General features: G+C 70.0%; 18 protein-coding genes. 5 read left to right on the top strand and 13 right to left on the bottom strand.

All coding sequences use genetic code 11. The features are described from left to right. Window position 1: 1 nt before the first annotated feature. Window positions 2-1171, bottom strand: coding sequence for a 5-(carboxyamino)imidazole ribonucleotide synthase (locus tag A4W93_RS02940; protein ID WP_085749181.1), 1170 nt, complete (start codon window positions 1169-1171; stop codon window positions 2-4). 23 nt (window positions 1172-1194) lie between these two features. Further along, window positions 1195-1659 carry a 5-(carboxyamino)imidazole ribonucleotide mutase gene (purE, locus tag A4W93_RS02935; protein ID WP_085749180.1) on the bottom strand — a complete coding sequence of 155 codons (465 nt, stop codon included), beginning with the start codon at window positions 1657-1659 and terminating at the stop codon, window positions 1195-1197. A 111-nt stretch (window positions 1660-1770) separates the two neighbouring features. Between purE and A4W93_RS02930 the strand changes: the two genes are divergently transcribed. Beyond that, a complete protein-coding gene (locus A4W93_RS02930; protein ID WP_085754018.1) occupies window positions 1771-2712 on the top strand; it encodes a tetratricopeptide repeat protein in 942 nt (313 codons plus the stop codon). An 84-nt stretch (window positions 2713-2796) separates the two neighbouring features. Here the strand turns inward: A4W93_RS02930 and A4W93_RS02925 are convergent, their stop codons facing one another. The 3 genes from A4W93_RS02925 to fba all read right to left on the bottom strand — a co-directional run bounded on the left by A4W93_RS02925 (window position 2797) and on the right by fba (window position 5963). Next, window positions 2797-3900, bottom strand: a complete 1104-nt coding sequence (locus A4W93_RS02925) for a tetratricopeptide repeat protein (protein ID WP_085749179.1) — start codon at window positions 3898-3900, stop codon at window positions 2797-2799. A gap of 4 nt (window positions 3901-3904) precedes the next feature. Continuing rightward, a complete protein-coding gene (locus A4W93_RS02920) occupies window positions 3905-4813 on the bottom strand; it encodes a phosphoribosylaminoimidazolesuccinocarboxamide synthase (protein WP_085749178.1) in 909 nt (302 codons plus the stop codon). An 85-nt stretch (window positions 4814-4898) separates the two neighbouring features. Continuing rightward, complete coding sequence (fba, locus tag A4W93_RS02915) at window positions 4899-5963, bottom strand: class II fructose-bisphosphate aldolase (RefSeq protein WP_085749177.1); 1065 nt, start codon at window positions 5961-5963, stop codon at window positions 4899-4901. Window positions 5964-6239: 276 nt separating this feature from the next. Between fba and A4W93_RS02910 the strand changes: the two genes are divergently transcribed. Continuing rightward, the gene (locus tag A4W93_RS02910) at window positions 6240-7256 is read left to right on the top strand and encodes an ATP-binding protein (RefSeq protein WP_085749176.1); all 1017 of its coding nucleotides are present in this window, start codon (window positions 6240-6242) and stop codon (window positions 7254-7256) included. A gap of 126 nt (window positions 7257-7382) precedes the next feature. Continuing rightward, window positions 7383-8198 carry a DUF481 domain-containing protein gene (locus tag A4W93_RS02905; RefSeq protein WP_085749175.1) on the top strand — a complete coding sequence of 272 codons (816 nt, stop codon included), beginning with the start codon at window positions 7383-7385 and terminating at the stop codon, window positions 8196-8198. Between the two features lie 26 nt (window positions 8199-8224). Here A4W93_RS02905 and pyk read toward each other — a convergent pair whose 3' ends face one another. The 8 genes from pyk to def form a co-directional block, all read right to left on the bottom strand. Further along, a complete protein-coding gene (pyk, locus tag A4W93_RS02900; RefSeq protein ID WP_085749174.1) occupies window positions 8225-9655 on the bottom strand; it encodes a pyruvate kinase in 1431 nt (476 codons plus the stop codon). Window positions 9656-9789: 134 nt separating this feature from the next. Beyond that, a complete protein-coding gene (locus tag A4W93_RS02895) occupies window positions 9790-10983 on the bottom strand; it encodes a phosphoglycerate kinase (RefSeq protein ID WP_085749173.1) in 1194 nt (397 codons plus the stop codon). 131 nt (window positions 10984-11114) lie between these two features. Continuing rightward, window positions 11115-11444 carry an AzlD domain-containing protein gene (locus A4W93_RS02890; RefSeq protein WP_085749172.1) on the bottom strand — a complete coding sequence of 110 codons (330 nt, stop codon included), beginning with the start codon at window positions 11442-11444 and terminating at the stop codon, window positions 11115-11117. Beyond that, window positions 11441-12151 carry an AzlC family ABC transporter permease gene (locus A4W93_RS02885; protein ID WP_085749171.1) on the bottom strand — a complete coding sequence of 237 codons (711 nt, stop codon included), beginning with the start codon at window positions 12149-12151 and terminating at the stop codon, window positions 11441-11443. The genes A4W93_RS02890 and A4W93_RS02885 overlap by 4 nt, the downstream gene beginning before the upstream one ends. Window positions 12152-12218: 67 nt before the next feature. After that, entirely contained in the window at window positions 12219-12632 is a 414-nt protein-coding gene (locus tag A4W93_RS29445) for a hypothetical protein (RefSeq protein WP_085749170.1), read from the bottom strand. Between the two features lie 79 nt (window positions 12633-12711). After that, window positions 12712-13551, bottom strand: coding sequence for a zinc metalloprotease HtpX (htpX, locus tag A4W93_RS02875; protein WP_085749169.1), 840 nt, complete (start codon window positions 13549-13551; stop codon window positions 12712-12714). Between the two features lie 60 nt (window positions 13552-13611). Further along, entirely contained in the window at window positions 13612-14565 is a 954-nt protein-coding gene (fmt, locus tag A4W93_RS02870) for a methionyl-tRNA formyltransferase (RefSeq protein WP_085749168.1), read from the bottom strand. Further along, entirely contained in the window at window positions 14565-15071 is a 507-nt protein-coding gene (def, locus tag A4W93_RS02865; protein WP_085749167.1) for a peptide deformylase, read from the bottom strand. Before def ends, fmt begins: the two co-directional genes overlap by 1 nt. 312 nt (window positions 15072-15383) lie before the next feature. Here def and A4W93_RS02860 point away from each other — a divergent pair, with 312 nt between their 5' ends. Beyond that, window positions 15384-16523: a LysM peptidoglycan-binding domain-containing protein gene (locus A4W93_RS02860; protein ID WP_237357675.1), complete on the top strand. Its 1140-nt coding sequence runs from the start codon at window positions 15384-15386 to the stop codon at window positions 16521-16523. A gap of 59 nt (window positions 16524-16582) precedes the next feature. Beyond that, entirely contained in the window at window positions 16583-17701 is a 1119-nt protein-coding gene (gene dprA, locus A4W93_RS02855; protein WP_085749165.1) for a DNA-processing protein DprA, read from the top strand. The last annotated feature ends 24 nt before the right edge of the window (window positions 17702-17725 follow it).

The raw sequence follows: 17725 nt of genomic DNA, 5'->3' as shown, positions 1-17725 counted from the left end.
CTCACCAGGCCGCCAGGCCCAGCACGGCGGCGGCGCGCAGCGCCACGTCGCGCGCCTCGGCCGGGGTGGCCGCGGTGACGTTCAGGTGGCCCATCTTGCGGCCGGCACGCGCCTCGGTCTTGCCGTACAGGTGCAGGTGGGTGCCCGGCAGCGCCAGCACACGGTCCCAGGCGGGTTCGACGGCGGTGGCCGCGCCACCCGGGAACCACAGGTCGCCGAGCAGGTTCAGCATCACCGCGCTCGAATGCAGGCGCGGGGCCACGAGCGGCGTGTTCGTGAGCGTGTGGACCTGCAGGTCGAACTGGGACCGGTCGCAGGCGTCCATCGTGTAGTGCCCGGAGTTGTGCGGGCGCGGGGCCATCTCGTTGGCGACGAGGCTGCCGTCGGCCAGCACGAAGAACTCGACGCACAGCACGCCCACGTAGCCGAGGGTGGACGCGATCTTTTCCGCGGCGGCCACGGCCTGCTGCTGCACGGCCGGCGTGACGTCGGGCGCGGGCACCGTGGTGACGGCCAGGATGCCGTCGCGGTGCAGGTTCTGCTGCAGCGGGAAGTGCACCACGTCGCCGGAGGCGCCGCGGGCCACGATCACACTGACCTCGTAGGCAAGCGGCAGGCGCTTCTCGAGCACGCACGGCACGCGCTTGAGGTCGGCCCAGGCCGTGGCCAGCTCGGCGCGGGTGTTCACCCGCACCTGGCCCTTGCCGTCGTAGCCGAGGCGCGAGGTCTTGAGGATGCCCGGCAGCAGGTCGTCGGTGACCGCGGCGAGCTGGGCCTCGGTCTCGATGACCGCGTGGGGCGCGCACGGCACGCCGCAGCGAACGATGTGGGCTTTCTCGACGGCGCGGTCCTGGCACGTGGCCACCGCGTCGCCCGACGGCGCCACCGGGCGCGTGGCCGCGAGCGTGCGCAGCGCGTCGGCCGGCACGTTCTCGAACTCGGTGGTGACCGCCGCCGACACGCGGGCGAGTTCGGCCAGGCCGGCCTCGTCGCGGTAGCCCGTCTTCACGTGGTGGTGGGAGACGGTGCCGGCCGGGCTGTCGGCATCGGCGTCGAGCACGGCGGTGAAGTAGCCGGCGCGCTGCGCGGCATGGACGAACATGCGGCCGAGCTGGCCGCCGCCGAGCACGCCGAGCGTGGCGCCGGGGGCGATGTAGGAAGTCTTGGACACGAACGGACGGGCGGCGTTTGGGGTTACTTCAGGTCGGCGGTCATCGCGCGGGCCACCTCGGTCTGGCGGGCGCGGTAGGCATCGAGCTTCGCGCGCAGCGACTCGTCTCCGGTGGCGAGCATCGCGACCGCGAACAGCGCCGCATTGGCGGCGCCGGCCGTGCCGATGGCGAACGTGGCGACCGGGATGCCCTTGGGCATCTGGACGATGGAATGCAGCGAGTCGACACCCTGCAGGTGGCGGCTGGCGACCGGCACGCCGAGCACGGGGACCGTGGTCTTGGCCGCGATCATGCCCGGCAGGTGGGCCGCGCCGCCGGCACCGGCGATGATGGCGCGCAGGCCGCGGCCGGCCGCGCTTTCGGCATACGCGAACATGTCGTCCGGCATGCGGTGGGCCGAGACCACGCGGGCCTCGAAGGGAATGCCGAACTCGGCGAGAATCTCGGTAGAGAGGCGAAGGGTCTCCCAGTCGCTGCTGGACCCCATCACCACACCTACCACGGGGGCGCTGCTCAAGGCTCGCTCCAAGTGCTGAACAGAACCGGATTGTAGGCGGCGCGGGCCGGCCGCCCCTCATTGCCCGACGGCTGGGACACCATGGACATCACCATTCAGAATTTCGAGACCGACCTGATCAACGCATCCCTGGAGCAGCCGGTGCTGCTCGACATCTGGGCGCCGTGGTGCGGTCCCTGCAAGCAGCTCACCCCCGTGCTGGAGGCCCTGGAGGTCTCGTACGCCGGGCGGTTCAAGCTTGCGAAGCTCAATGCCGACGAACAGCCGGAGATCTCCGGCCAGCTGTCCCAGATGTTCGGGGTGCGCAGCATCCCGTTCTGCGTGCTCTTCAAGGAAGGCCAGCCCGTCGACGGCTTCGTGGGCGCCCTGCCCGAGGCCAAGCTGCGCGAGTTCCTCGACAAGCACGTGGCGAGCCCCGAGGAGGCCGAGGCCGGCGAGGAAGCCGCGCTGGCCGACGAACTGCTGGCCGAGGGCAACCCGGAGAGCGCGCTCGAGCGCCTGCAGGAAGCCGTGGCCATCGACCCCGCGAACGACGCGATCCGCAACGACTACCTGCGCGCCCTGCTGACGCTGGGCCGCACCGACGAAGCCCGCCGCGCGTTCGAGCCGGTGGCCAGCAAGGTGCAGTTCGACGCCCGACTGGCCGCCGCCGGCCACTGGATCGACGCCCAGGAGAAGGCCGCCACGGCCCGCGCGCCCGAAGCCCTGGCCGCCGCCATCGCCGCCAACAAGCGCGACTTCGACGCCCGCTTCGAGCTGGCCCAGACCCACTTCGCCGCCCAGCGCTTCACCGAGGCGATGGACGAACTGCTCGAGATCCTGATGCGCGACAAGGCGTGGAAGGAAGAACTGGCACGCAAGACCTACGTGGCCATCCTCGAGCTGATGACCAAGCCGGCGGCCGCGCCGAAGGCCGATGCCGCGCCCAAGGGGGCGCTGGAGGTGGCGGGCAAGGTGAACACCGCGCCGGCCGATCCGGTGGTCGACCAGTACCGCCGCCGGCTGAGCATGACGCTGTTCTGAAAAGAACAAGCCGTCACCCCTGCGAAAGCCGGGGCCCCGGGCAGACGCCGAAGGTCCCGGCCTCCGCCGGGATGACATGCTTCTTCAGGCGGGCAGCGCCTCGGTCAGCCGGTTCAGGCTGGCCACCACGGCCAGCTGGTCGCGCACGTGGGCCTTCCAGTCGCTGTCGGCGCGCACCGCATGGCGGGCCGCCGTTTCGGGCTCGCCGAGTTCGGTGAACACCCGGAACAGGCGGCTGTGGGCCGCGGCGCGGTCGTCGAGGTCGGTCTCGTGTTCGGCGGCCTGGGCGGCTTCCACCGCGTCGCGCATGGCCTCGCGGTGCTGGCCCAGCTGGTAGCGGCACCACGCCATGTCGGCACGCAGGCTGCCCTGCATGCGCGCCAGGCCCTGCACCATGGCCGAGGCCAGGTGCTGGTCGTACAGCACGAGGGCGTCGGCGGGCCGGCCCTGCAGCGAGAGGATCTGGGCGCGCAGGATGGGCACCAGCGCGTCGAGCGACGCGGTGCCCACCAGCTGGTCGAAGTTGCCGGTGGACTCCGCGCTCATCAGCATCTGCGGCGTGGCCACGCCCTCGCCGGACGCGGTCAGCGCCTGCTGGCGCGCATGGCTCGCGTGCAGCCAGGCCATGTTGTGCATCAGCGCGCTCAGCGTGGCCTCGTCGCCGTCGGCGTTGCCGTGCAGGCGCACCTTCGCGTACCAGGGCTGGGCGAGGTCGTAGCGGCCGCCGAAGTGGTAGGCCTGCGCGATCACGAGGCAGGCACGCGAACGGGTGCCGTGGTCGCCGGGTTCGGCGAGCGACAGCGCCTCGCCGACGTGACGCACCATGGCGTCGAAGTCGTACTGGGTGTAGTCCATGTGCGCGAGCCAGGCCGCGGACAGCGCATGGAGCTTCATGTCGCGCGCGGCACCGCTCAGCGCGTACGCCCGGCGCATGCGGTCGTGCGCGGCCGGGCCCAGGTCGCTGAAGTGGCTGAGCAGGCCTTCCCCGAGGCTCAGCCATGCGCTCATCACCGCGTGCGGGTTGGCCGCGTACTGCATGTGCAGCGTGGACAGCACCTGGCGGGCCTCGTCGAGGTGCCCCTGGCGTGCGAGGAAGCCCGCGCGCTCGGCGCGCAGGCAGTCGGCCTTCAGCGGATGCCGGGCCGCAGCGATCTCCGCGTCGAGCCGGCTCAGAAGGCGCGAGGCCATCGCGTCAAGCCGTCAGCCGTTGGAGCGCTTCGCGGTACTTGGCCGCCGTGTTGGCCACCACGTCGGCAGGCAACGCGGGGGCCGGCGCCGTCTTGTTCCAGGGCTGGCCGTCGACACGCGCCTGCTCGAGCCAGTCGCGCACGAACTGCTTGTCGTAGCTGGGCGGGTTCTTGCCGGCGGCGAACGCGGCGCCGTAGCCTTCCACCGGCCAGAAGCGGGACGAATCGGGCGTGAGCACCTCGTCCATCAGCGTGAGCGTGCCGTGTTCGTCGAGGCCGAACTCGAACTTCGTGTCGGCGATGATGATGCCTTTGGCCAGCGCGATCTCGGCGGCGCGGCTGTAGAGGCGGATCGACACGTCGCGCACCTTCGTGGCGAGGTCGGCGCCGATGATCTCCACCATGCGCTCGAACGAGATGTTCTCGTCGTGGTCGCCCATCTCGGCCTTCGTGGCCGGCGTGAAGATGGGCTCGGGCAGGCGGCTCGCGTTCTTCAGGCCTTCGGGCAGCTTGACGCCACACACCGAGCGGCTGGCCTGGTACTCGGTCCAGCCGCTGCCGGCGAGGTAGCCGCGCACCACGGCCTCGACGGGCAGCGGCTTCAGGCGCTTGACCAGCATGGCGCGGTCACGCACCTGCTCGCGCTCGTCGGCGGCCACCACCGATTCCGGGTTCTCGCCGGTCAGGTGGTTCGGCACGATGCCGCCCAGGCGGTCGAACCAGAAGAGGGCCATCTGCGTGAGCAGCGCGCCCTTGCCGGGGATGGGTTCACCCATCACCACATCGAACGCGCTGAGGCGGTCGGTGGCGATCATCAGCAGGCGATCCTCGCCGACCGCGTAGTTGTCCCGGACCTTGCCCTGGGCCAGCAGCGGGAGGGAGCGGATCGTCGATTGGAGCAGGGCGGCAGTCATGGGCCGGGCTTTCGGTAAAACAAAAGAAGAAGGCCCGCATTCTAGAACGCGGGCCTTCGTGGGCGGTTGAAACCGGACCGGGCGTTCAGTTCACGGTCTGCGCCAGCTCACCCTTGGCGTACTTCGTGGCGATCTGGTCGAGCGGGATCGCCTTGATCTTGGCGGCCTGGCCTTCGCAGCCGAACTCGAGGTAGCGCTGCTTGCAGACAGCCTTCGCGGCTTCGCGGGCCGGCTTGAGCCATTCGCGGGCGTCGAACTTGTCGGGATTCTCGGCCAGGAACTTGCGCACCGCACCCGTCATCGCGAGGCGGATGTCGGTGTCGATGTTGATCTTGCGCACGCCGTACTTGATGGCTTCCTGGATTTCCTCGACGGGCACGCCGAAGGTCTCCTTCATCTTGCCGCCGTACTGGTTGATGATGGCCAGCAGTTCCTGCGGGACGCTGGACGAGCCGTGCATCACGAGGTGGGTGTTGGGGATGCGCTTGTGGATCTCCTTCACGCGGCTGATCGCGAGGATGTCACCCGTGGGCTTGCGCGAGAACTTGTAGGCGCCGTGGCTGGTGCCGATGGCGATGGCCAGCGCGTCGAGCTGCGTGGCCTTCACGAAGGTGGCGGCCTCCTCGGGGTCGGTCAGCATCTGGCTGTGGTCCAGCTTGCCGACGGCGCCGATGCCGTCTTCCTCGCCGGCGTCACCGGTCTCGAGGTTGCCGAGGCAACCCAGCTCGCCTTCGACGGTGACGCCCACCTTGTGGGCCATCTCGACCACGCGGCGGGTCACGTCGACGTTGTAGTCGAAGGACGCGGGCGTCTTGCCGTCGTCCATCAGCGAGCCGTCCATCATGACCGAGCCGAAGCCGAGGCCGATGGCGCCCTCGCAGACCTTGGGCGAGGTGCCGTGGTCCTGGTGCATCACGAGCGGGATGTGCGGGAAGGCTTCGACGGCGGCCTGGATCAGGTGCTTGATGAAGGGCTCGCCGGCGTACTTGCGGGCGCCGGCCGAGGCCTGCAGGATCACCGGGGCGCCGACTTCGTCGGCCGCGGCCATGACGGCCTGCACCTGCTCGAGGTTGTTGACGTTGAAGGCCGGGATTCCGTAACCGTTTTCGGCGGCGTGGTCCAGCAACTGGCGCATTGAGACGAGAGGCATGATGGAACGTCCAGAGAGTGAAAAACCTTGAGCGCGTGCGCCGGAAGGCGCACAACGGGCCGCGGGCGGCCGTGATGGGTTGATTTTAGTCGTCAGACCTCTTGGCAACCCCCATGCCCGCCACGCTCGATCAGGGGGAAAGATCGCTTGATCGATGAAGCCCGAGGTTTCGGCGCAACGCCGGAACTGCACCGCGGAACACCTTCTTTTCCGGCTCAAGGCCTGGCCGGACCGGCCGGACACTGGTTTCCTGTCCGTCAGGAACCCGACCTTGCCATGGCCCGCATCGACATCCACTCCCTGTGCCTCTGGATCACGGCCGCCGCCGTCCAGCACCCGAACGACCTCGCGCGCCAGGTGGTGGAGCGCACCGGCCTGACCCGTGCGACGGTGAACAAGGCGCTGGCCCGACTGGTGGCGCTGAACTGGCTGGAGCGCAGCGGCACGCCGCGCAAGCCCATGTACCGCCCCGGCCTGCTGCGCCAGGTGGTGCAGCAGTACACCCTGTCGGGCCTGCAGGAGGACGTGCCCTGGTCGCGCGACTTCGCCCCCTTCTTCCACCTGCCGCCGCACGTGCGCCAGATGACCCAGCACGCGTTCGTCGAGCTGCTCAACAACGCGATCGACCACAGTGAAGGCACGAGCGTGACCGTGTCGCTGCGCCAGACGCCGAGCCACGTGCAGCTGCTGGTGTCCGACGACGGCCGCGGCCTTTTCGACAAGATCGAGGCGGCCTTCGACATCGACGACCCGCACCTCGCCATCTTCGAGCTGAGCAAGGGCAAGCTCACGAGCGAAGCCAAGCGCCACACCGGCCGAGGCCTCTTCTTCACCTCGAAGCTCGCCGACGTGTTCGACCTGCACGCCAACGAGGTCGCCTTCCAGCAGCGCGACTGGGAGACCTCGGGCTGGCGCCCGGCCCGCGCCCTCAAGCGCCGCGGCACCTCGGTGTACGCCGCCATTGCGCTCGACACGACCCGTTCGCTCGAGACCGTGCTCAACGCCTGGAGCCTCGACGGCGCCGGCGTGGGCTTCGACCGCACCGTGGTGCCTGTCCGCCTGATGACCTCGCCCGACGTGGGCCTCGAATCGCGCGCCCAGGCGCGCCGCGTGGCCTCGCGCCTCGGGGAGTTCCTGCGTGCGGAGATCGACTTCGACGGCGTCGACCGCATCGGCCATGGCTTCGCCGACGAGCTCTTCCGCGTGCAGGCGGCCGATCACCCCGGCCTGGACCTGCAGCCCGTGAACATGTCGGCGGCCGTAGCCGCAATGGTGCGCAGCGTGCGCGCCTGAAAAAATTACCGCACTGCAGCAAAGGGCCGAACAGGCCCTGGCCATTCCTGCTCCCTATAGTGGTGTCGGCACGCGGCTTGCCCGTGTGTTCCATTCCCTCACCCCCCTTTGAAGCAGGAGTCGGCCATGTCCCGCCGTGGAAAGTTGTTGTTCGCCAGCGCCCTCGGGCTGGCCACGGTGGGGCCTGCGCTGGCCCAGGTCCCCCCCCTGCTCACCGTGCCGGACCGCCGGGTCGTCCCCGGGGACGCGCCGGATCTGGGCAGCGATGCGGTGTGGAAGTTCGCCGCGAGCCTGGGCGGCAGCAAGACCTCGGGCAACACGGACTCGACCCAGCTCAACGTCACCGGCGAGGCCGCGCGCATCACCGACGACAGCAAGCTGAACCTCGCGGTGCGCGGCTTCTACGCCGAGACCAACGACACCCGCACCGGCGCGAACCTGTACCTCAACACCCAGTACGACCGCGACTTCACGCGCGACTGGTTCGGCTTCGGCAAGCTCGACGCGCTTCGCGACCACCCGGCGAACATCCACCTGCGGACCTCGGCGTTCACCGGCGTGGGTTACCACGTGGTGCGCACGTCCGAGAACACCTGGGACGTGTCCGGCGGCCTCGGCTACACGGAAGACCGGTACGTGCGCCCCGCACAGGTGGCCGGCGCGCTGCGCGACGAGTACGGCCGCGTGGAAGGCGTGCTCAGCGAATCGTCGAGCCACAAGCTCACCGACACCACGTCGATCCGGCAGAAGCTCGGCGTGTTCCCGAACCTGAAGAACAGCGGCGAGTACCGCGTGGTGTTCGACGCGGGCCTGTCGGTGGCCATCAATTCCGCGCTCAGCCTCACGGCCGGCTGGACCTACCGCTTCGACAGCGACCCCGGCATCGGCGTCAACAAGGTCGACACCGTGTGGGTCACGGGCATCGGGGTCAAGTGGGACTGAACGTCCCCGCCTGACCCCGCGCCGGGTCAGCCGACCCGGCCCACCTTCAGCATGTTGGTGCCGCCCGGGTAGCCCATCGGCTCGCCGCAGGTGATGGCGTAGGTGTCGCCCGGCTTCAGAACGCCCTGCTCGATGAGCAGCGCCTCCGCGTGGCGCAACGCCTCCTCGCGGTCGCTGAAATTGGGCATCAGCACCGCGTTCACGTTGCGGTACAGCGCCATGCGGCGCTGGCTGGCGAGCTGCGAGGTGAGGCCGTAGATCGGGACGTGGATCTTGTTGCGGCTCATCCAGAGCGCCGTGGAGCCCGACTCGGTCAGCGCGAGGATGGCCTTGCACCCCAGGTGGTACGCGGTGAACAGCGCGCCCATCGCGATGGACTGGTCGATGCGGCCGAACTTCTTGTTCGTGAAGCTCGCGTCGAGCGCGATCTCTTCCGCGTTCTCGGCCTCGACGCAGATGGCGGCCATCATCTCGACGGTCTCCACCGGATAGCGGCCCGCGGCCGTCTCGGCGCTGAGCATCACGGCGTCGGTGCCGTCGAGCACGGCGTTGGCGACGTCGCTCACCTCGGCGCGCGTGGGCACCGGGTTCACGATCATCGACTCCATCATTTGCGTGGCGGTGATCACGACGCGGTCCATCTCGCGGGCCATCTTGATCATGCGCTTCTGCAGCGCCGGCACCGCGGCGTTGCCCACCTCGACCGCCAGGTCACCGCGCGCGACCATGATGCCGTCGCTGGCCCGCAGGATGGCCTCGAGCGCGGGGATGGCCTCGGTGCGCTCGATCTTGGCGATCAGCGCGGGCTTGTGGCGCCACGGTTCGCCGGCGACGTTCGCCAGTTGGCGCGCCATCTCCATGTCGGTCGCGCTCTTCGGGAAGCTGATGGCGAGGTACTCGCACTGGAAGCTCATCGCGGTCTTGATGTCTTCCATGTCCTTCGCGGTGAGCGCCGGGGCCGTCAGGCCGCCGCCGGCCTTGTTGATGCCCTTGTTGTTGGACAGGTCGCCACCGATCACGACCGTGGTGTGGACCTGCTCGCCCACCACCTTCTCGACGGTCAGGCGCAGCAGGCCGTCGTTGAGCAGCAGCGTGTCGCCGGGGCGCACGTCGCGCGGCAGTTCCTTGTAGTCGAGGCCCACGCGTTCGTTGTTGCCCAGTTCCTTCATCGTGGCATCGAGGATGAAGGCCTGCCCGGGTTCGAGCACGGTCTTGCCACCCTCGAACTTGCCGACGCGGATCTTGGGGCCCTGCATGTCGGCCATGATGGCCACTTCCTTGCCGGCGGCGCGGGCGACCTCGCGCACGAGCGTGGCGCGGTCGATGTGGTCCTGCGCGGTGCCGTGCGAGAAGTTCATGCGGACCACGTCGACGCCGGCGCGGATCATCCGCTCGAGCACCTCACGGGAACTGGAAGCGGGGCCAAGGGTGGCGACGATCTTGGTGGCGCGGGGCATGAATCGATTCTCCGAACAGGGGTAGCGGTGAAGAGGGATCGACGGGATCGACCGCCGATCGGTGAGGAAGCAAACGGGGCTGCGGGTGTCGCGGGCCCCGAGGGAAACTGTGGACCTGGGCGGCGGCGGGGCGCTCAGCCCGCCGCGCGCTTCGCGAGAATCTCGAAGGCCGGCAGGGTCTTGCCTTCCAGCACCTCGAGGAAGGCGCCGCCGCCGGTGGAGATGTAGCCGACGTCCTTCTCGATGCCGTACTTCGCGATGGCCGCGAGCGTGTCGCCGCCGCCGGCGATGCTGAACGCGCTGGACGCGGCGATGGCGCGGGCGAGCGTCTCGGTGCCGTGCGAGAAGGCCTCGAACTCGAACACGCCGACCGGGCCGTTCCAGACGATGGTGCCGGCGGCCTTGAGCTGGTCGGCGAGGATGGCTGCGGTCTTCGGGCCGATGTCGAGGATGAGGTCGTCGGCGGCCACGTCGGCCACGGCCTTGACGGTGGCGGGTGCGTCGGCGGCGAAGGCCTTCGCGGTGACGACGTCGACGGGGATGGGCACCGCGGCGCCGCGGGCCTTCATGCCCTCGATCACGGCCTTGGCTTCATTCACCAGGTCGGGCTCGGCGAGCGACTTGCCGATGGGCAGGCCGGCGGCCAGCAGGAAGGTGTTGGCGATGCCGCCGCCGACGATCAGGCCGTCGACCTTCTCGGAGAGAGACTTGAGGATGGTGAGCTTCGTGCTGACCTTGCTGCCGGCGACGATGGCGACCAGCGGGCGCTTGGGAGCGGCGAGGGCCTTCGTGACGGCGTCGATCTCGGCGGCCAGCAGCGGGCCGGCGCAGGCGATCGGGGCGAACTGGGCGATGCCGTAGGTGGAGGCCTCGGCGCGGTGGGCGGTGCCGAACGCGTCGTGCACGAAGATGTCGCACAGCGCGGCGAGCTTCTTCGAGAGTTCCTCGCTGTTCTTCTTCTCGCCCTTGTTGACGCGCACGTTCTCGAGCAGCACGACCTGGCCCGGCTTCACGTCGACGCCGTCGACCCAGTTGGCGACCACGGGCACGTCGCGGCCCAGCAGTTCGCCCAGGCGCTTGGCGACCGGGGCGAGCGAGTCTTCCGGCTTGAACTCGCCTTCGACGGGACGGCCCAGGTGGGACGTGACCATCACGGCGGCACCGGCCTTCAGCGCCAGCTCGATGCAGGGCACCGATGCACGCACCCGGGTGTCTTCGGTGATCTGGCCGGCATCGTCGAGCGGCACGTTCAGGTCGGCGCGGATGAACACGCGTTTGCCGGCGGCCTGGCCCTGGGCCACGAGATCTTCAAAGCGGATGACGTTCATGGATTGACGCTTGGGGGTAGTGATGAGTTCGGTGGGGAGCGTGCTCCCGTCAACCCCCTATTGGACATCAAAGCGGCCCGTTTTTGCGAACGACTTCCAGCACGATCGTTCGCCCGCGTGTCATGGGATCGTCACCATCCGAGCCACAGCTTGAGCGGGACGAGCACCACCATGCCCGAGACGATGGTGCCGAGCATCGTGCGCCGCCAGAAGAACCACGCGGTGGCCGCCACGACGGCGAAGAGGCGCGCATCGCGCCACGTGTGGATCAGGTGGTCCTGCGTCATCACCACCTCGGGCACCACGACGGCGGCCAGCGCGGCGAGCGGCGCGTAGCGCAGGCCGCGGCGCAGCCAGCCAGGCATCGGCAGCTCGCGTTCGGTGGCGATGAAGAAGCAGCGGGTGGCGACGGTGATGAGCGCGAGCCCCGTGATCGCGACGATGGCGAACCAGCCGGTCATGGCGCGGCCTTCGCGGTGCGGTCCATCAGCAGCCCCACGCACACGCCCGCGGCGATGGCCACGACGATGTGCAGCCGGAACGGCAGCGCGAACGCGGCCACGGCCGCGGTGCCCGCGATGACCGCGGAGACGGCGGTCGCGCGGTCGGACGTGAGCGAGTAGCCGAGGCCCAGCAGCGCCAGCACGCCGGCGAACCCGAGGCCCCAGTCGGTGGGGATCACGTTCGCGAGCAGGATGCCCACGACCGACGGCACCTGCCACGACAGCCAGTTCATCGACGCGTTGCCCCAGAAGTAGGCCATCTGGCTCTCGCGGTCGCCCGGCACCGGATGCCGCTTCATGAAGAGCACGTAGGTCAGGTCGGCCGTGAGGTAGCCGGCGGCGAGGCGCCACCGCAGCGGCAGGTGCTGGAAGTAGGGGCGCAGCTGGGCGCTGAAGATGACGAAGCGGAGGTTCACGCAGACGGCGGTGGCCCAGATCACCCACAGCGGGGCGCCGACGGCGAGCAGCGGCAGCGCGGCGAGCTGGGCGCTGCCGGCGTACACGGTGAAGCTCATGAAGAGGGCGAGGGGCACGCCGAGGCCGGCCTTGACCATCGCGACCCCGGTCACGAGGGACCAGGCGGCGACGCCGGGCGACACGTCGGCCATGTCCTTGACGCCCACGCGGAACTGCGGATGGGCGAAGGCCGAGCGGAACGAATGCATGGGCGCGATGGTACGGGGACGTGCCCGTCCGACGCGGGCACTGGGTCTTGCGCCGACCCGCCGGGGATCAGTGTTCGCCGTCGTGCGGCTTCGCGGTGGCCTTGGCGGGCTTGCGCTCGATCTGGACCACGCTCTCGCCCGGCTCGGACGAGGCGACGTTGCCCTCGTCCGCCTTCGCCTCGCCCTTGCGGGCGCCGGCGACCGGCGGGGTGACCTGCGGGGCCACCGTGTCGATCTTGTTCTCGCGCATGTAGTCGTTCATGTCGCGCCAGCCGGCGAACACGGCGGCCTTGTCGGCCTTCTTGTTCAGCGCGTAGCAGTCCTCGATGGCGCGGCCCGCATGGCGGCACGCCCCGCCGATGGCCCGGCCGTCGGCCTCGCGCGCGGCGGCGATCTTCTCCGGCGAGTCCCCGAGGAGGTCGCACCCGGCCAGCAGCAGGGCGGACAGGGCGGCGGCGGTCAGGAGGGGCAGGCGAAACATGGGGCGAGAGGGTAGTTCTGCACGGGATATCGGTCAAGACGGGCCCTGCTTGAGGGCCCGTCCCGCGCCCCAGGGGCGTTCAGCGCATCGCGAGCAGGCGCGCCACACGTTCCTCGGTGGACGGGTGGGTCGAGAACAGCCCCCGCAGCCCGCCGCCGGACAGCGGGTTGGAGATCATCATCTGCGCGGTCTCGGGGTGGCGCTCGGCGGCGGCCATGGGGATGCCGCGGGCGTAGTGCTCGATCTTCTGCAGCGCGCTGGCGAGCGCCTGCGGGTCGCCCGAGATCTCGGCGCCGCCACGGTCGGCCTCGAACTCGCGGGCGCGGCTGATGGCCATCTGGATCACGCTGGCGGCCAGCGGGGCGAGGAACATCACGAGGATGCCGACGATGGGGTTGTGGCTGCGGCCCTCGCTGTCGCGCCCGCCGAAGAACATCGCGAAGTTCGCGAGCATGGAGATGGCACCGGCCATGGTGGCGCTGACGGTGCTGATCAGGATGTCGCGGTGCTTCACGTGGGCGAGTTCGTGCGCCATCACGCCGCGCAGCTCGCGGTCGGACAGCACGCGCAGGATGCCCGTGGTGGCGGCCACCGCGGCGTGGTCGGGGTTGCGGCCGGTGGCGAACGCGTTGGGGGCGTCCTCCTGGATCAGGTAGACCTTCGGCATCGGCAGCTGGGCACGTTGCGCGAGCTCGCGCACCATGTTGTAGAACTGCGGGGCGGACGTTTCGTCCACCTCCTGCGCGTTGTACATCTTCAGCACCATCTTGTCCGAGAACCAGTAGCTGAAGAAGTTCATGCCGATCGCCACGAGCAGCGCGATCATCATGCCGCTCTGCCCGCCGATCAGGGACCCGATCGCCATGAACAGCGCGGTGATCGCGGCCATCAGCACGGCGGTCTTCAGGATGTTGAACATGGTGGTTTCCGTAAAAGAAGGACGTCTACGCCCCCTCAGATGCGCGCCGCGCCCGGAAGTTCAAGCGCCGTGGGGCGCGAACACCTGCCCGGCGAGGTCGCCGGCCGACTGCAGGAACTGCGCAGCCGACACCCGCTTGCCGCCGGGCCGCTGCAGTTCGGTCACGACGAGGCTGCCCTCGCCGCAGGCCACGCGCACGCCGTCGGAGGACGTGCCCAGCACGGTGCCCGGCGCGCCGGAGTCGGTGCCGACCCGGGCGGACCACAGCTTCACCGTGTCGCCGCCGAGCCTGCCCGAGGCGCCGGGGAACGGGTCGAACGCGCGGATGCGGCGCTCGATCACGGCCGCGGGTCGGGTCCAGTCGACCTCGGCCTCGGCCTTCTCGATCTTGTGGGCGTAGGTGATGCCCTCGGCCGGCTGCGGCACGCGCGTCAGCTGGTCGAGCCGGGCCAGCGCGTCGACGATCAGGCGGCCGCCCATGGCGGCGAGGCGGTCGTGCAGCGAGGCGGTGCGGTCGTCCGGGCCGATGGGCTCGCGAGCCTCGAGCAGCATGTCGCCCGTGTCCAGGCCCGCATCCATCTGCATGATGGTGATGCCGGTCTCGGCGTCGCCCGACTCGATGGCGCGGTGGATGGGCGCCGCGCCGCGCCAGCGCGGCAGCAGCGAGGCGTGGATGTTCAGGCAGCCGCGGGCGGGCAGGTCCAGCACCCACTGGGGCAGGATCAGGCCGTAGGCGGCGACCACCATCACGTCGGGCTTCGCGGCCAGCAGGCGCTCGCGCGCGGCGGCCGCGTCGTCGGGGTACTTGCCATCGAGCCGCAGGCTGCGCGGCTGGGCCACCTCGATGCCATGGGCCAGCGCCGCGGCCTTCACCGGCGACGGGTGGAGCTTCATGCCGCGGCCGGACGGCCGGTCGGGCTGGGTCAGCACGAGGGGCACCACGTGCCCCGCGGCCACGAGGGCCTCGAGCGCGACCTGGGCGAACTCGGGGGTGCCGGCGAAAACGACGTTCATTACTGCTCGTCGCGGGTCTTCTTGAGCATCTTGGTCTTGATGCGGTCGCGCTTGAGCAGGCTCAGGTACTCGACGAACACCTTGCCCATCAGGTGGTCCATCTCGTGCTGCACGCAGACGGACAGCAGGCCCTCGGCCTCGAACTCGTACGGCTGGCCGTCGCGGCCGAGCGCGCGCACGGTCACGCGGGCGTGGCGCTTGACCTTGTCGTAGACGGACGGCACGGAGAGGCAGCCTTCGTCGGCGAAGGTCATCTCCTCGCTGCGGGCGATCAGCTCGGGGTTGATCAGCACGCGCGGGTCGTCACGGCCCTCGGACGTGTCGATGACGATCACCCGCTCGTGCACGTCCACCTGCGTGGCGGCCAGGCCGACGCCGTCGGCCTGGTACATGAGTTCCAGCATGTCGTCCGCCAGCTGGCGGATGCGGTCATCCACCACCGAGACAGGTTTGGCGACGGTGTGCAGACGGGGGTCGGGATAGCGGAGGATGGAGAGCTTGGCCATGGCAAAAACGGCGTTCGAGTCGGCAACCGGACAGGACTCCTGGCATGGATCCCGTGTGGACACCACACAACAACAGGCCCCGTAATGCGGCTTGTCGCAGAGGTATCAGCTGGTCACTTTCGTTGCGATATCAAGGGTTTATGGGCAGAATCTGTGAAACTGAATGAAGATTTTCGCCGAACTGGAGGCGCCCGGCGCCCAGCGGGCTTCGGCAAGCTTACATTTCAGCCATTGTGCTGCCTGCGCGACCGGAGACCTACCTTCATGATCCGAAGCCATCGTTTTGCCCTGCGTTCCGCCAAAAAAGCGGCCTTGACCGCTCCTCGCGCCACCGCCCTGGCTGCCCTGCTGGCGTTCGGCGCCGGTGTCGCGTGGGCCCAGGCCGGCAACTACCCGATCACGCCCAAGCAGCGCAGCACCGCCCAGCAGGTCGCCCAAGAAGGCGTTCCGCTGTCCGAGCTGTCCCCGAACGCCCCTGACAGCTACACCGTCAAGTCCGGCGACACGCTGTGGGACATCTCCAAGCTCTTCCTCAAGAGCCCGTGGCGCTGGCCCGAGCTGTGGGGCATGAACATGGACCAGATCCGCAACCCCCACCTGATCTACCCGGGCCAGGTGCTGTTCCTCGACAAGTCGAACGGCCGTGGCCGCCTGCGGGTCGGTGAACCCGTGGGCGCCGGTGGCCGGCTGTCGCCGCGCATCCGTGCGTCCGACGTCAACGCGGGCATCCCGGCCATCAACCTGGCCCAGATCGAGCCGTTCCTGAACGAAGCCGTCATCTTCGAGCCCAATGCGCTCGCAGCCGCGCCGCGCATCGTCGCCGCCCAGGAAAACCGCAAGCTGCTCACGAAGGGTGACCTCGCCTACACCCGTGGTGACCTGCAGGGCCAGCGCAACTTCCGCGTCTTCCGCGAGCCGGCGCCCCTGGTCGACCCCACCACCCGCGAGATCCTGGGCTACGAAGCCGTGTACCTCGGCACCGTCGAACTGACCCGCCGCGCCGACGCCCCCGGCACGAACCTGGCCGACACCACGGCCATCGTCCCCGACACCTTCACCATCACCAGCACCCGCCAGGAAATCACCACCGGTGACCGCCTGGCCCCGGTGCCGGCACGCGAGTTCTACAACCACGTGCCGCGCGCCCCGGAAGGCGACATGGTGGGCCAGATCGTCTCCGTGTACGGCGAGGCGGTGCGCGCCGGCCAGAACCAGATCGTGGCGCTGAACCGCGGCAAGCGCGACGGGCTCGAGCCCGGCCACGTGCTCGCGCTGTGGACCAACGGCCGCACCATCGTCGACCGCACCGATCCGAAGAACCCGTCGGTGAAGCTGCCCGATGAACGGCACGGCCTGCTGTACGTGTTCCGCACGTTCGACCGCATGTCGTACGCGCTGATCCTCTCGGTCAAGGAACCGGTCAGCGCCGGCGACCGCTTCACCGCGCCCTGACCCTCGACCCGGGCGCAGTTCCACCGCGACCCTGCGCCCGGCCCCACGCGTGACCTGCCATGCACGACGTCGATCCCGGCGAAGTGGACGCGTGGTTGCGCCTGGTCACCACACCCCGCGTGGGCCGTGCGGCCGCACGGCGGTTGCTCGCCGCCTTCGGGTCGGCCGAAGCCATCTTTGCCGCCAGTCCGGCGGCCCGGCGCGCCGTCGCGGGTGAGGCGCTCGGCGCAGCCCTCTCGCGCCCGCCCCCGTCCCACGCGCACCTCGTCGCCCGCACCCTCGACTGGCTGGCCGCCCCGCCACCGGGATCGCCGCGCGCGCTGATCCCGCTCGGCGACCCGCGCTACCCCACCCTCCTGCTGGAAGCGGGCGACCCGCCCCTTCTGCTGCATGCCGAAGGCCGGCACGACCTGCTCCAGGCCCGCGCCATCGCGATGGTGGGCAGCCGCCATGCCACGCCTCAGGGGCTCGCCCACGCCACCGATTTCGCCCGCCAGCTGGCCGCAGCCGGCCACACCGTCGTGTCCGGGCTCGCCGCCGGCGTCGACGGGGCCGCGCACGAGGGCGCCCTGCCCCATGCCGCCAGCACCGTCGCGGTGGTGGGCACCGGGCTCGACCTCGTGTACCCGCGCCCGCACAAGGCGCTGGCGGAACGCATCCGCCACCAGGGTTTGATCGTGAGCGAGTACCCACTGGGCACCGAACCCCGGTCGCCCCATTTCCCGCAGCGCAACCGGATCATCGCCGGGCTGTCGCGCGGCACGCTCGTCGTGGAGGCCGCGCTGGCCTCCGGGTCTCTCATCACGGCCCGGCTCGCGGCCGACGCGGGGCGCGAGGTGTTCGCCATTCCGGGTTCGATCCATTCGCCCCAGTCGCGCGGCTGCCACGCGCTGCTGAAGCAAGGCGCCAAGCTGGTCGAGACGGTCGAGGACGTGCTCGAGGAGGTCGACGGGTTCGCCCGGGAGCCCCGGCCTCCAGTGGCCGCCGCCCCGGCGCCCGCCGGCGAGCGCGACCCGGTGCTGGCGGCGCTCGGCCACGACCCCATCGGCCTGGACACACTGGCTTCACGCACCGGCGAGCCCGCCCAGGTGCTCAACGCCCGGCTGCTCGAACTCGAGATCGAAGGCCGCATCGCCCGCCTGCCCGGGCAGCGTTTCCAGCGCCTCGGCAGCCCCTGAACCCCACGCCGCGGCCAGCTTCGG

It is taken from the genome of Piscinibacter gummiphilus, assembly GCF_002116905.1.
Lineage (GTDB): Bacteria > Pseudomonadota > Gammaproteobacteria > Burkholderiales > Burkholderiaceae_C > Rhizobacter > Rhizobacter gummiphilus.
Note: the sequence above shows the minus strand (reverse complement) of the source record. Positions and strands in the feature narration are given on the sequence as shown.